Origin of the sequence: Bacillus sp. BD48, from assembly GCF_046566805.1 — a bacterium.
GTDB classification, from domain to species: Bacteria; Bacillota; Bacilli; order Bacillales; family Bacillaceae; genus Bacillus; species Bacillus safensis.
Window position 1 is genome coordinate 331,354 of sequence record NZ_JANGFM010000004.1, and the last position, 13,059, is coordinate 344,412.

The following is a 13,059-nucleotide window of genomic DNA, read 5'->3' on the forward strand; positions in this document are numbered from 1 at the left end:
GCAAGTTGAAACGTTTGATCAAAAGGGTGCGGTGGTATGGAGTAAGAAAAAAGGAGTTTTCTCACATGCCGCAAAGAACCGCAGGAAAAGAAGTAACAGCGCTACTGGAAGAGTGGGGCGTAAAACATATTTATGGAATGCCCGGCGACAGCATAAACGAATTGATTGAAGAGCTTAGGCATGAATCAAGCCAAATACAATTTATACAAACGAGACATGAAGAAGTGGCGGCACTTTCAGCGGCGGCTGATGCCAAACTAACAGGTAAGCTCGGTGTCTGCTTATCCATCGCTGGACCGGGTGCTGTCCACTTATTAAATGGACTATACGATGCAAAAGCAGATGGGGCACCCGTATTAGCAATTGCAGGGCAGGTTGCGTCGACTGAAGTAGGGAGAGACGCCTTTCAAGAAATCAAATTAGAGCGGATGTTTGACGACGTCGCTGTCTTTAATCAGCAGGTACAAACAGCAGAAGCTCTGCCTGATTTATTGAATCAAGCCATTAAAGCAGCTTATACCCACAAAGGTGTGGCAGTTCTCACCGTATCGGATGACTTATTTTCTCAAAAAATTAAGCGTAAGCCTGTTTATACATCTCCTCTTTATGTTGAGGGAGAAGTACGGCCAAAGAAAGATCAACTGTTAAAAGCAGCACAGCTGATTAACAATGCGAAGAAGCCAGTCATCTTAGCAGGTAAAGGATTAAGAAATGCTAAAGAAGAGCTTCTGTCGTTTGCAGAAAAGGCTGCTGCACCTATTGTCATCACACTTCCTGCAAAAGGGGTTGTGCCAGACAGGCATCCATACTTTTTAGGAAACCTAGGTCAAATTGGAACGAAGCCAGCATATGAAGCGATGGAAGAGTGTGATCTCTTAATTATGCTTGGAACCTCCTTTCCATATAGAGACTACTTACCAGAGGATACACCTGCCATTCAACTGGATATTAAACCAGATCAAATCGGTAAAAGATACCCGGTAGACGTGGGAATCGTGAGTGACAGCAAGAGTGGTTTGCATGAACTGACCTCTTACATTGAATATAAAGAGCAGCGTGGTTTCCTTGAAGCTTGTACTGAGCATATGATGAAATGGCGAGAAGAAATGGATAAGGAAAAATCCGTTGCCACATCACCGCTTAAACCTCAGCAAGTCATTGCTAGATTAGAAGAAGCAGTCGAAGACGACGCCATTCTTTCTGTTGATGTAGGGAATGTGACCGTATGGATGGCACGCCATTTCGAAATGAAACAGCAGGATTTCATCATCTCCAGCTGGCTTGCCACAATGGGCTGTGGGTTGCCTGGAGCGATCTCTGCAAAGTTAAATGAACCGAATCGTCAAGCAATTGCTGTCTGTGGTGATGGTGGCTTCACAATGGTCATGCAAGACTTTGTGACAGCGGTAAAATATAAACTGCCGATCGTTGTTGTGATCTTAAACAACAACAACCTTGGAATGATTGAATATGAACAACAGGTAAAAGGAAACATCAATTATGGTATAGAGCTTGAAGATATTGATTTTGCTAAGTTTGCGGAAGCATGCGGCGGCAAAGGAATCTCCGTGTCATCACATGAAGAACTAGCTCCAGCTTTTAGTGCAGCCCTTCAATCTGATAAACCCGTCATTATTGATGTTGCTGTCACCAATGAACCGCCGTTACCTGGGAAAATTACGTACACACAAGCAGCCGGTTTTAGTAAGTACTTACTGAAAAAATTCTTTGAAAAAGGCGAGTTGGATATCCCTCCACTCAAGAAAAGTTTAAAACGCTTTTTCTAAACAAAATGTAGTCGGTTCTCTCAAAAGAGGACTGACTTTTTTTGATGAAAGGAAAAAACATTTCAATTATCACTTGTTTTATTTCCTCTAAAAACATCTGGAGTTTATTTTTGTAACTTAAAGCCTATTTTTCCAATTCGATGAGAAAGGTAAAATAGACTTTATGATCAATAATGGAGGGAGTGACTTCTGCTGGGCAAGATACTTGATTCAAAAGCACTAACCAGTGCCATGGACACAAGGGCAAAACACTATCAGGAACTCCGCGAACAAATGGTAAATTTAAAAAAGGCATTACAAGGTGTGGCCAATCTCGGTGATGACTTCACTGGAAAAGGTGCAGATAACATTAAAAGCTTTTATAAAGAGCTTGCCGGAAATGTACACATGTTTATCAGCTTCATTGATAAGCAAAAAGCCTTTCATGAAGGTGTTTCTGGGACACTGGATGATACGAGCTTTGGCGGAGATACATTTGTAGAAGAACACTTTTTAGAGAACGCAGTACATATGGGCATCAAGAATGCCAAAAGCATTGTGAAGGATCAAAAAAAGGCACTCAAATCCATTTTTCAAGACATCGATGACCTTATTTCTCTAGAGGTATTTGATAGTCAAACCTTTGATGAAAAAATAGAAGATGCGGAAGATGAACGAAAAAAGACAGTAAAAGACTTAATAGAGCTTGATCAAAATTTAAAAGATGAATATGCTTTGTCAGAGACGGAGCAGCAAGCTACAATGGCATTGTACGCTGAAATGATGAATGCGACAAATGACGGAAAAGCGATTTCGCCTATGAATTTTGATAAGAAAGCGTATCAAAATAGCGAAATCTACAAGGCGAAAAGCGATATTGAGAAGCAAACTGCTGAATATCTCAAAATCAAAAAAGAACAAGAAGAAGCCCGCGAGATCGCAAAAGAACAAGAAGCCCTCGCCAACCGTTCTTGGTATGAAAAAGCGCTCGATTATGGTGGAAACATCGTGAATGAACTGACTGGAGTGAACGATGCCAAACGTGCTGCTACAGGCGTCGATCCAATTACAGGCGAGGAACTCACCGCAGGCCAGCGAGTCGCGGCAGGCGGTATGGCAGCAGCAGGTTACATCCCAATCGTCGGCTGGGCAGGGCGCATTTTCAAAGGCGGAAAAGCTGTCTATAAAACGACCCAAGCCACATCAGCCGCAGTCAGAGCAGTCGACATTTACAAGACATCACAAAAGTCTTTTGACGCCTTAAGAACATCTCAAAAAGGCTTATATGGTCTCGCCGCCACCAACGGCTTCAGCGAAGCGATCACAGGCCGAGACATGTTTGGAAACAAGATTTCGAAAGAACAGCAGGAAGCGAGTATGAACTCGGCGTTGGGGATGCTTTTGCCGTTTGGGGTAAAAGGAGTTAAAAGTAATGTAGATTCAATCAAAAAACCCCAATATATACCAAAGGATATCAATGGTAAAAATGCGAGTCTGCCAAAATATGAGAATGGGAAGCTAGTCAATGGAACAGTCCATAAACCAGATTCACAGTTTCCTCATACGCAAATTGGTTATAGGAAAGGGCGTAAAGGAGGGTACATTCAAACCCTTGAATGGGGAAAAGATGGTAAGCCGATACAAAGAACAGATTGGACGAATCATGGTAGAGGTGATCACACCAATCCCCACTCTCATCCTGCGGTCTTTAAGGATGGATCATGGAGTTTTAAAGAATAATTTGGAGGAGATTTGAATGGGTGTAAAAGAATCAGAGTTTCTATTAAAAATAAGAGGCATGGAATACTTTAATGATGAGTTATCTTGCTTAGGCGATCAGCTTGCTAAGATACTATTGTGTATAAAGGAATTTAAACAGGATTATCAATGGTATGTATTTGATGTTTTTGGTTCAACTCATTCTTCTCTTTTTGAGCTATTTCCAAGTCAAGATTTGAGTGTAATGTCAACAGATAGATTAATAGATAGTGTAAGACAAGTTGTTCAATTTGAATCAGGTGTCTTTATAGGGTTTCAAAAAGGTTTACAGGTTGAATGGGATTTGAATTCTATGCCAGAAACGGAAGAAGATGAGGGAATCCAACACCCTTTAGCTGAAATTGAAATTAGAGCATTTGATTTTTCTTATTTTGAAGTTTATGGTAACGATATAAAGATTGAGAAATATTTGATTCATAATCTTAATAAGTAAGAGAATTTCGATACGTTGTTGAGTATAAATGTATCTTAAAAATCTTATATCATTAACCACCTGAAAGCTAACAAATCACCACAAAAAAGGAGAAAAAACCATGCTATGGATTTTCACACAAAACCAGCAAAGTTTCGTTCATGTCCACGAAATCACAGTAGCCGGCAAAAAGATTGAAGGGATGATCGCAGGAAGCGATACTTGGGTGAAGACGCTCGGCAAGTATGATTCAAATGATCGAGCATCAGAGATCCTTCAAGACATTGTGAAAACAATTGAAGCCAATCAAAATACCACTGTGACTTACAGAATGCCAAATCAATAAAAAAGAAACCACCTTTCCATTGCGAAAAGGTGGTTTTTGTTTATGATGGTGTTTTTGTAAAGGCTAAAAATAAAGGGATGCCTGTGCCGACAAGAGTTGTGGCAAATAGGAACATACCGCAAATGAATAGAAAATGGCTGGCTGAAAAGACAAGTGCCAGAATGAGAAAAACGATGCTGAATCCTGCCATACTATATGATGGGACAAAGCGGCGTTTGTAGGTGGCTTTCTTTGTTAAGAATGAGAAGAAAATACCAAATAATAATGGGACAATCCATAAGTAAAATAAAATAATAAGAGACATACTTCATACCTCGATTTTTCCTTCTATTTTATCAGATGCTGATCGCAACGGATACTACAAAGCTTCACTTTGTAAAATAATTCATGCAATCGACACAATTAAGTAGGCTGATTCATAGAATGCGTTTTTTCTTCCATATATTCAGGCTGCAAAAGGGCGTATACACAATGATCCGTAAAGCGGTCTCCCAGCCATTCACATTGTCTCAAAATGCCCTCAAGCGAAAAGGATAATCGCTCTGCGATGCGTCTGCTCTTTTGGTTATCGACAGCAGCCCTGATTTCAATGCGGTGCAGTCGACATTCTTCAAATAAATAACGAATGACTGCTTTGCACGCTTTTGTCATGATGCCTTTTCCTTGATAGCCTTCTCCGAGCCAATAGCCAATTGAAACAGTCCTGTCGATCCAATGAATTTGGTGGGTGCCGATGATCCCGACAAGCTCTCCATGTGACCAGATGCCCGCTTGAAAACCGTTGTTCTGCAAGGCTTGCTGCATTGCGCCTTGAATGAACGCCATGCTGTCTTCCTCTGTTTTCGTTGAATCCACCCAAAGCATCCATTCACGTAAATGCTTTCTTGACCGCTGGATGAGCAAATATAGACTTCTTGCGTCTCTTGGCTCAAGCAGCCGCATGGCTATCTCTTGATCCTGATAAAAAAACATGTGCCCACATCCTCTCAGGGGAATTTTACCATAACCATATGAAAAGAAAAAGACAGCATCACTACTGTCTTTTACATAAACGTATCTACAATTAAAAAGAGATTGAGTGCGACAACAAGAGCTGCTATCACCCAAGATATTCCTGTTACCCAGCGGGCATTCGTCAATTCGCCCATAATTCGTTTTTTACTTGTAAATAAAATGAGCGGAATTAAAGCAAAGGCAATACCAAAGGATAAGACCACCTGACTCATCACAAGTGCGGATGTCGGATTCACCCCAGATGCAATGATCACAATAGGGGGAATCATCGTAATCAGCCGGCGGACATACAGCGGAATCCGGTATTGAATAAAACCCTGCATAATGATATCGCCTGACAATGTACCGACAGAAGAGCTTGATAGTCCGGCTACAAGCAGGCCTACACCAAATAAGATAGCTGATACAGGACCCGCGAGTGTGTTAAAATGCTGGAACGCAACATCCAGATCTTCAACAAAAAGACCATTTTTATAAAATAAAGCGGCTGCCACAATCAACATACTGGCATTGATGGCTCCAGCGACTAGCATCGCAATAAGGATATCTAAAAACTCAAAGCGGAAAATCTGTTTTTTCTCCTTTTCCGTTCTGCCGACGACTCTCCTTTGGGTTAAAGCTGAATGTAAATAGATCGCGTGCGGCATCACAGTGGCACCTAAAATTCCAGCTGCAAGCAGTACACTATCTGCGCCATCAAATTTTGGAATGAAAAGCCCGCCTGCGACACTTGCCATATCAGGCTTGGCGACAAAGGTTTGCACAGCGAAAGCGATCACGACAACGAACAGCATGCCGGTGATGCCGGCTTCTAATGCGCGATATCCCCGTCTTTGCAATTCTAAAATCGCAAATGATCCGATGGCTGCAATAATGGATGCTTCAAGCAGCGGGATCCGAAAAAGCAAGTATAAACCAAGTGCAGCCCCGATAAACTCGGCTAAATCTGTGGCAATAATGACGAGTTCGCCCTGAATCCATAAACCGATGGAGACGGGTTTTGGAAACTCTTCACGTGCGATTTCAGGTAAGTTTTTACCTGTCGCTATTCCAAGCTTTGCCGACAAGGATTGGATGAGCAAAGCCATGAGATTTGATATGAGAATGACCCATAAGAGGAGATATCCATATTTGGAGCCAGCTGCAATGTTGGTGGCAAAATTTCCCGGATCAATATATGCAATGGCAGCGATAAAAGCAGGGCCTAGAAAAGGAAGAAGCCTTCTAAATCCTTTGACCTTTCCTTCAAGTGCACGCTCAGCTGCCGCTGACATATGTGCCTGTGCATCGATGTATTTGTTTGTCATATGTCATCACCTAGATTCTACAAAGTTTTGCTTGGGCACAAAAAGTTTCCTTGATGCAATTTTTAATCATCATATGCCCATCTTCATGAAAAGTCAACTATCTGAACTAATAGGTTTGTTTATCATATGTAAGTGAAAAAAATAGATACCTTGTCAACGCGCAACATAAAAAACACCGCCTCTTAGACGGTGTCCCTACTGCTTCCTCTGGTATTTGTTTTTTAAGATACCCTTGATCCCACACTGCGGAAGATCAGGCTTAAGATAATGACAAAGATTGCTGCTCCTAAGATCGCTGGAATGATCGCAAAGCCTGCCAGACTAGGACCCCACGTTCCAAGTAATCCATGACCAATCCAAGCGCCTACAAACCCGGCAATCATTGAACCGATCCATCCTCCTGGTACACTGCCCCCAGCGAGTGCACTACCAATGAGACCGATGACAATCGCCACAACTAATGAAATTAGAAATCCTAACATGTTGATCACTCCTCTTTTGTTTGTTTATTAAGCAATAACCGTTTTGAAAAAGATTAAAACCTTTCGGAACCACTTCAATGTTCTATACGTATGATGGACAAGGATTGTGTATAATAACAGACAAATACTTCAGCGGCATCTAGGAGGCATATGACATGGAGGAAAAAGAGTGGCTAAAAGCACAATTAAAGGAGATTGAAAAGTGGGAGAAAGACCAGCAAAAGGTATGGTTTTGGGAGAAATTCAGCCGCCTTCCATTTCAAATGCTGGACAAGCTGACGCCTGCTTTTATTCAGAAAAAAATCGGTGTGCTGCTAGATGAAATGGGTCATTACATTCAATCTGGCGGTGCCTATTTGACATCGGAAAAAGGCATCATTCATCAATTTCAAAAGAAGTGTGAGGGCGAATCCATCCAGCGTATAGAGGATATTGGAAAGGCCCCAATCGACATAATGGATGCCATTAGTGAACAAATGGGAAAAAACAGAACGAATCTCGCGACGGTGCAAGGGGCGACAACTGGTGTCGGCGGAATGTTTACACTAGCTGCTGATATTCCTGCGGTCCTGGGTCTCTCCCTGAAAACATTACAGGATATTGCCGTCACCTATGGCTATGATCCTAAAAACAAAGAGGAGCGGATCTTCATCATTAAATGCTTGCAGCTGAACTCTGCGGATGTCGTTGGAAAGAAATCGATTCTAAAAGAGCTGAAAAGCTATCATGCATCCGAAGGGAAGCATGAAAACATGATTTCTCAAATCCAAGGGTGGCGTGAGGTCGTCTATAATTACCGGGATTCGTTTGGCTGGAAGAAACTGTTTCAGCTTGTTCCCATAGCTGGGATTTTGTTTGGTGCAGTTTCGAACCGCTCCCAATTAAAAGGGATTGCCGAAACAGGCATGATGCAATATCGAAAGCGAAGAATTTTAACAAGATTAGAAGAGCTCACGCAGCAAGAACAGAGTGAGTCCGGCGCATAAAAAAATCCCTCATCGAAGGGATTTTTTATTTGCGTTCATTCATCCTCTTCCTGAAAAGCATGAATAGGTGAGTGTTCATAACGTGCACGCAGTTCGCGAATCTGTTTGATTAGGGTGGAGCCAATCGTTTTTTCGGCTTCATCATACAAAGGATCAAGGGCTTGCATCCATTTTTGTCTTTCAGCTGGCGTCAATTCATGAATGGCAATCGGCGATTCACGTTTAATGTCCTCCAGCTGATCTTTGTTCATCTGTTCTGCATGCTTTTCATTCCAAGCCGTCGTTTCTTCCATGGCTTCAAGTAAAATTCGTTTCGTTTCGGGTGTCTGGCGGTCAAAGAAGGATTGATCTGTTAAGACCACATAGCCTAAATACCCGTGATTGCTGATCGTCATATAGTCTTGTATATGATAGAATTTTTTTGAATAAATATTTGAAATGGTATTTTCTTCACCGTCTACTTTTTTTGTTTCTAATAGCTGAAACGTTGAATTAAATGATTCCTGATAGGGCTTTGCGCCAAGAAGTTTGAATTGTTTTTCAATCATGTCGCTTTGCATAATGCGGAGAGACTGGTTTTTTAAATCAGCCGGCTGTTTGATGGGCCCTTTATTAGAGGTAATTTGCTTAAAGCCATTTGTCCAATAAGCCATTCCCTTTAATCCATCTTTTTGCAGCGTGCCAAACAACCTTTGTCCAATTGCACCGTGCAGGCCTTCTTGAACTGCATTGTAATTTGAAAAAGCAAAGGGAAGATCAAGTGCCAGCCACTCAGGAGACAGCATGCCGAGCTTCGAGGTAGACGGAGCGATAAATTGAACTTGATTCTCTTTGAGTGCATTAATTTCTTCAATATCAGAATAAAGGCTTCCGTTGGAGAAAATTTGAATGCTGATCTTTCCATCGGATTTTTCGTGCACGAGCTCAGCAAATTTCTTTGCGGCAAGTCCTTTAGGTGTATTGTCTGCCACGACATGGCTGAATTTGAACACAAGCTGGTCCTTCAGTCCTGTCTGTTCATCATCAAAGGTTGTCGCTGATTTTGGCATCATATGATAAAAACCAAAGTATAAAGCGGTTACAAAACCAATCATGAGCAAAAGTGTATAAGCGAGTAAATTCTTCATGCGTCAGATCCCCCTTATGTCAAGCATACTTGACAGAGGAAGAATTCGTAAAGATACAGGTGAAAAAATGATGAGAAATCGATTGAAATTACAACAATTATCTATTAGATGGAAGCTTACCATCCTCACATATTTCGTTGTCATTTTCGCCCTTTTAATCGGAGGAATTGTCCTTGTTGGGGGAATTCAGCAAACAGAGGAACGGGAGCTTCGAAAAAGACTCATGAACACGGCGAGAACCGTGGCCGAAATGAACGAGGTGAAGCAGGCGTTAGCTGATCAGACAAAGGAACGTGATCGATTACAGCATGCGATCGAAGAGATTCGGATTATTCAAGACGCTGACTATATTGTCGTGATGGATATGGATCATGTGAGATTAACGCATCCGGTGAAAACGAGAATTGGCCAGCGCTCAGAAGGAACAGATGAAGAGCCGGCTTTTGCAGAGCATATTTATTTCTCAGAAGCAGAGGGAGAGCTTGGAACAGCCATCAGAGCTTTTTATCCAGTGAAGGATGATCAATTTAATCAAACTGGGGTTGTGCTTGTAGGAAGAACCCTGCCAAGTATGGCAGATATATTAGGAGAAATGAAGCGCGATATCCTTATGATCCTCCTCTTGACGCTCAGCTTTGGGCTTGTGGGTTCATTTTTGCTTGCTCGTCATATTAAACAGCAAATGTTTAAGCTGGAGCCGCATGAGATTGTGCGAATGCTAGAGGAACGCACTGCAACCTTTCACTCTATTAATGAAGGGGTCATCGCCATTGATAATCAGCACATGATTACCATTTTTAATGAGAAGGCGAAGCAGATATTTGGCGTGACGGGAGATGTCGTGGGCCGGAATATTTGGGATGTGCTGTCTGACACAAGACTTCCTGAGATCATTGATCGCGCAGAACCCGTCTACAATGAAGAAATCCATATGAGCGGAAAGCGGATCATGAGCAGCCGGATTCCAATTGTGATGAAAAAGAAGATCATCGGAGCGGTCGCCATTTTTCAGGACCGGACGGAAGCGGCAAAATTGGCGGAGGAGCTAACAGGGGTTAAGAATTTTGTGGACGGTTTGCGGGTGCAAAACCATGAGCATATGAATAAGCTTCATACGATTGCCGGGCTGATTCAGCTTGGTAAAACTGATCAGGCACTTAATCTAGCCTTTCAAACGACAGAGGAGCAGGAACATGTGACGGACTTTCTTCACCGCGTTATTCAGCATGATGCTGTCGCAGGATTATTGATGAGCAAAATCAGAAGGGGCAAGGAGCTTGGCATCAAGGTCGAAGTAGATGAACATAGCTGTCTCCGTAATTTCCCTGAACGGCTTGATCAGCATGATATGACGAAACTGCTCGGAAATCTCATTGAGAACGCCTTTGCCTCGTATGATACTGTAGAAAGAGACACAAAAGTCATTTCCATTAGTATCGATCAAACGGAGGATGTCCTCGCGATTTTAATTGAAGACAATGGCTCCGGGATCGAAGAGGAACTGATTCCTTATATTTTCGATAAAGGCTTCACCCACGGCAAAGAGGGCGGAACCGGCTATGGCCTGTATATTGTAAAAACGATTATCGACAAAGGGATGGGAAATGTAGAAGTCACATCAAGCATCGGCATTGGTACCACCTTCTCAATCGAATTCCCAATGACAATAGAGGAGAGAGACAGATGACTCAGATTAAGGTGCTATTAATTGAAGATGACCCGATGGTGCAAGAAGTGAATAAAGAGTTCATTAAGAGTGTTCCCGGCTTTCAAGTTGCAGCAGTCGCTGGGAACGGCGAGCAGGGCATTCAGCTGATCAAAGAGATTCGTCCAGACCTCGTGGTACTTGATGTGTATATGCCAAAAAAGGATGGCGTCAAAACGCTGCAAGACATCAGAAAACAAAAGATGCAAGTGGATGTGATTGTCATTTCAGCAGCGAAGGACAAAGAGACCATCGGCATCATGCTTCAAAATGGTGCGCGGGATTATATTATTAAACCATTCAAATTTGAACGAATGAAAGAATCACTTGAAAGCTATAAGGCGTTTAAATCGAAAATTCGAACAGCAGCAGAATTTTCTCAGGAGATGCTGGATGATATCATACGAAAGCCTGCTGTTAAGCAGGAAGATACTTGGCTTCCTAAAGGGTTGAATGTGCATACAATGAACGAAATTAAAGCGTATATGGGCTTGCAGGAAGGCGCGCAGTCTGCAGAGGAAGTTGCCAATGCACTTGGCATAGCCCGCGTCACGGCACGCCGGTATTTAGACTTCCTCGTAAAAGAAGGCGAGCTGAAATTAGATATGCAATATGGAGGGGTAGGACGGCCTGTGAATAAATATATCGTACATTCTGACTAAGAGACCAAAAAGACCAAAATGTACGATATGTCCATAAGCTTCACAGCCTTTGGTGAAATCGCTATCATTTATCTACAGATAATAGTTAAGCGTTTACATCAAAGGGTGAGGGAGTTGATTTTTTATGAAAAGGCTTTTGAAGAACCTGACATTTCAGGTGATTGCAGCTGTCATCATCGGGATCATTGTCGGGATGGTTTGGCCAAACGTCGGAAAAGAAATGAAGCCGCTTGGTGATACCTTTATCAATGCCGTTAAAATGGTCATTGCACCAATTATTTTCTTAACCATTGTTCTTGGTATTGCCAAGATGGGTGATATGAAAAAGGTTGGAAAAGTTGGGGGAAAAGCATTTATTTATTTTGAAGTTGTCACGACACTTGCTCTGGTCATCGGTCTTTTCGTTGTGAATATCATGAAGCCAGGTGCAGGTCTTGACTATAGCAAGCTTGAAAAAGGGGATGTCTCACAGTATACACAAAATGGGGGACAGGGTATCGACTGGATGGAATTTGTCACTCACATCGTGCCATCTAACATGGTTGATGCTTTCGCAAAGGGTGATATTTTACAGGTCTTATTCTTCTCTATTTTATTCGGTGTTGCGCTTGCTGCACTTGGCGAGAAGGGGAAAGGAATCATTGAATGGCTCGATAAGCTGTCACTCGTTTTCTTTAAAATCATTGGATATATCATGCGTGCTGCGCCGCTCGGTGCGTTTGGGGCAATGGCTTATACAATCGGACACTTTGGGCTGGCATCGATTAAACCGCTGGCAAGTTTGATGCTCTCCGTTTATATGACGATGTTCCTGTTCATCTTTGTTGTACTGAACATCATTTGTAAAATGTATGGCTTCAGTTTGTTCGGTTATCTGCGATTTATCAAAGATGAAATTTTGATTGTTCTTGGCACAAGCTCTTCAGAATCCGTGCTGCCAAGAATGATGGATAAAATGGAACGCTACGGGTGCTCTAAGTCTGTTGTTGGTCTTGTCATTCCAACAGGTTATTCCTTTAACCTAGACGGAACCTCAATCTATTTATCGATGGCCGTCGTCTTCTTGGCGCAAGTGTTTGGTGTAGACTTGTCGATCGGTCAGCAAATCACCATTATCCTGGTTCTGATGCTTACATCAAAGGGAGCAGCTGGGGTGACAGGAAGCGGATTTATCGTGCTTGCATCTACTCTTGCGGCACTTCAGGTCATTCCGTTAGAGGGTCTTGCACTGCTGCTTGGGGTTGACCGATTCATGAGTGAAGGAAGAGCAATTACAAACCTCATTGGAAATGGAATCGCAACAATTGTTGTCGCGAAGAGTGAAGGTGAATTTGACGAGGCGAAGAGTAAAACAGCACTTCAGGAAATGCGGAATATGAAGCAGGCTGTTTAGTATAAAAACAACCAAAAACCGAAACCTTATGTTCTACATGGGTTCGGTTTTTTTTGTGTAAAAAAGAAAAACCAATAAAA

General features: G+C 42.3%; 13 protein-coding genes. 8 read left to right on the forward strand and 5 right to left on the reverse strand.

What is annotated here, in order from left to right; genetic code table 11:
• Positions 1-65 precede the first annotated feature (65 nt).
• From ACLGGR_RS13910 to ACLGGR_RS13925, 4 genes are all read left to right on the forward strand, one after another.
• Entirely contained in the window at positions 66-1,787 is a 1,722-nt protein-coding gene (locus ACLGGR_RS13910) for a pyruvate oxidase (protein WP_251216911.1), read from the forward strand.
• Between the two features lie 231 nt (positions 1,788-2,018).
• The gene (locus tag ACLGGR_RS13915; RefSeq protein ID WP_410973291.1) at positions 2,019-3,506 is read left to right on the forward strand and encodes a ribonuclease YeeF family protein; all 1,488 of its coding nucleotides are present in this window, start codon (positions 2,019-2,021) and stop codon (positions 3,504-3,506) included.
• A gap of 16 nt (positions 3,507-3,522) precedes the next feature.
• The gene (locus ACLGGR_RS13920) at positions 3,523-3,978 is read left to right on the forward strand and encodes a hypothetical protein (RefSeq protein WP_251216913.1); all 456 of its coding nucleotides are present in this window, start codon (positions 3,523-3,525) and stop codon (positions 3,976-3,978) included.
• Positions 3,979-4,078: 100 nt separating this feature from the next.
• Positions 4,079-4,303 carry a hypothetical protein gene (locus ACLGGR_RS13925; RefSeq protein ID WP_142946658.1) on the forward strand — a complete coding sequence of 75 codons (225 nt, stop codon included), beginning with the start codon at positions 4,079-4,081 and terminating at the stop codon, positions 4,301-4,303.
• 40 nt (positions 4,304-4,343) lie between these two features.
• Here ACLGGR_RS13925 and ACLGGR_RS13930 read toward each other — a convergent pair whose 3' ends face one another.
• From ACLGGR_RS13930 to ACLGGR_RS13945, 4 genes are all read right to left on the reverse strand, one after another.
• The gene (locus tag ACLGGR_RS13930; protein ID WP_142946657.1) at positions 4,344-4,607 is read right to left on the reverse strand and encodes a response regulator; all 264 of its coding nucleotides are present in this window, start codon (positions 4,605-4,607) and stop codon (positions 4,344-4,346) included.
• Positions 4,608-4,705: 98 nt separating this feature from the next.
• Positions 4,706-5,275: a GNAT family N-acetyltransferase gene (locus ACLGGR_RS13935; protein ID WP_142946656.1), complete on the reverse strand. Its 570-nt coding sequence runs from the start codon at positions 5,273-5,275 to the stop codon at positions 4,706-4,708.
• 71 nt (positions 5,276-5,346) lie between these two features.
• Positions 5,347-6,624 (reverse strand): Nramp family divalent metal transporter, encoded by a 1,278-nt coding sequence (locus tag ACLGGR_RS13940; protein ID WP_142946655.1) that lies wholly within the window; start codon positions 6,622-6,624, stop codon positions 5,347-5,349.
• Positions 6,625-6,845: 221 nt separating this feature from the next.
• On the reverse strand, positions 6,846-7,106 hold the full coding sequence (locus ACLGGR_RS13945) for a GlsB/YeaQ/YmgE family stress response membrane protein (protein ID WP_024427360.1): 261 nt from the start codon (positions 7,104-7,106) through the stop codon (positions 6,846-6,848).
• A 155-nt stretch (positions 7,107-7,261) separates the two neighbouring features.
• Between ACLGGR_RS13945 and ACLGGR_RS13950 the strand changes: the two genes are divergently transcribed.
• Complete coding sequence (locus ACLGGR_RS13950; RefSeq protein ID WP_410973292.1) at positions 7,262-8,092, forward strand: EcsC family protein; 831 nt, start codon at positions 7,262-7,264, stop codon at positions 8,090-8,092.
• 35 nt (positions 8,093-8,127) lie between these two features.
• Here the strand turns inward: ACLGGR_RS13950 and ACLGGR_RS13955 are convergent, their stop codons facing one another.
• Positions 8,128-9,219: a TRAP transporter substrate-binding protein gene (locus tag ACLGGR_RS13955; protein WP_251216918.1), complete on the reverse strand. Its 1,092-nt coding sequence runs from the start codon at positions 9,217-9,219 to the stop codon at positions 8,128-8,130.
• A gap of 67 nt (positions 9,220-9,286) precedes the next feature.
• On the opposite strand from ACLGGR_RS13955, the gene ACLGGR_RS13960 reads away from it, so the two are divergent.
• The 3 genes from ACLGGR_RS13960 (at position 9,287) to dctP (ending at position 12,979) form a co-directional block, all read left to right on the forward strand.
• Positions 9,287-10,906: an ATP-binding protein gene (locus ACLGGR_RS13960; protein WP_410973293.1), complete on the forward strand. Its 1,620-nt coding sequence runs from the start codon at positions 9,287-9,289 to the stop codon at positions 10,904-10,906.
• Entirely contained in the window at positions 10,903-11,586 is a 684-nt protein-coding gene (locus ACLGGR_RS13965; protein WP_142946651.1) for a response regulator, read from the forward strand. The genes ACLGGR_RS13960 and ACLGGR_RS13965 overlap by 4 nt, the downstream gene beginning before the upstream one ends.
• 124 nt (positions 11,587-11,710) lie before the next feature.
• Positions 11,711-12,979, forward strand: a complete 1,269-nt coding sequence (gene dctP, locus ACLGGR_RS13970; RefSeq protein ID WP_034666695.1) for a C4-dicarboxylate transporter DctP — start codon at positions 11,711-11,713, stop codon at positions 12,977-12,979.
• Positions 12,980-13,059: the final 80 nt, after the last annotated feature.

Excerpts from the sequence above, each read along its gene's own strand:
- ACLGGR_RS13920 (WP_251216913.1), top strand. The coding sequence starts at position 3,523 with ATGGGTGTAAAAGAATCAGAGTTTCTATTAAAAATAAGAGGCATGGAA.
- ACLGGR_RS13935 (WP_142946656.1), bottom strand. The coding sequence starts at position 5,275 with ATGTTTTTTTATCAGGATCAAGAGATAGCCATGCGGCTGCTTGAGCCA.
- ACLGGR_RS13955 (WP_251216918.1), bottom strand. The coding sequence starts at position 9,219 with ATGAAGAATTTACTCGCTTATACACTTTTGCTCATGATTGGTTTTGTA.
- ACLGGR_RS13945 (WP_024427360.1), bottom strand. The coding sequence starts at position 7,106 with ATGTTAGGATTTCTAATTTCATTAGTTGTGGCGATTGTCATCGGTCTC.
- ACLGGR_RS13930 (WP_142946657.1), bottom strand. The coding sequence starts at position 4,607 with ATGTCTCTTATTATTTTATTTTACTTATGGATTGTCCCATTATTATTT.
- ACLGGR_RS13960 (WP_410973293.1), top strand. The coding sequence starts at position 9,287 with ATGATGAGAAATCGATTGAAATTACAACAATTATCTATTAGATGGAAG.
- ACLGGR_RS13910 (WP_251216911.1), top strand. The coding sequence starts at position 66 with ATGCCGCAAAGAACCGCAGGAAAAGAAGTAACAGCGCTACTGGAAGAG.
- ACLGGR_RS13940 (WP_142946655.1), bottom strand. The coding sequence starts at position 6,624 with ATGACAAACAAATACATCGATGCACAGGCACATATGTCAGCGGCAGCT.
- ACLGGR_RS13950 (WP_410973292.1), top strand. The coding sequence starts at position 7,262 with ATGGAGGAAAAAGAGTGGCTAAAAGCACAATTAAAGGAGATTGAAAAG.
- dctP (WP_034666695.1), top strand. The coding sequence starts at position 11,711 with ATGAAAAGGCTTTTGAAGAACCTGACATTTCAGGTGATTGCAGCTGTC.
- ACLGGR_RS13925 (WP_142946658.1), top strand. The coding sequence starts at position 4,079 with ATGCTATGGATTTTCACACAAAACCAGCAAAGTTTCGTTCATGTCCAC.
- ACLGGR_RS13965 (WP_142946651.1), top strand. The coding sequence starts at position 10,903 with ATGACTCAGATTAAGGTGCTATTAATTGAAGATGACCCGATGGTGCAA.
- ACLGGR_RS13915 (WP_410973291.1), top strand. The coding sequence starts at position 2,019 with ATGGACACAAGGGCAAAACACTATCAGGAACTCCGCGAACAAATGGTA.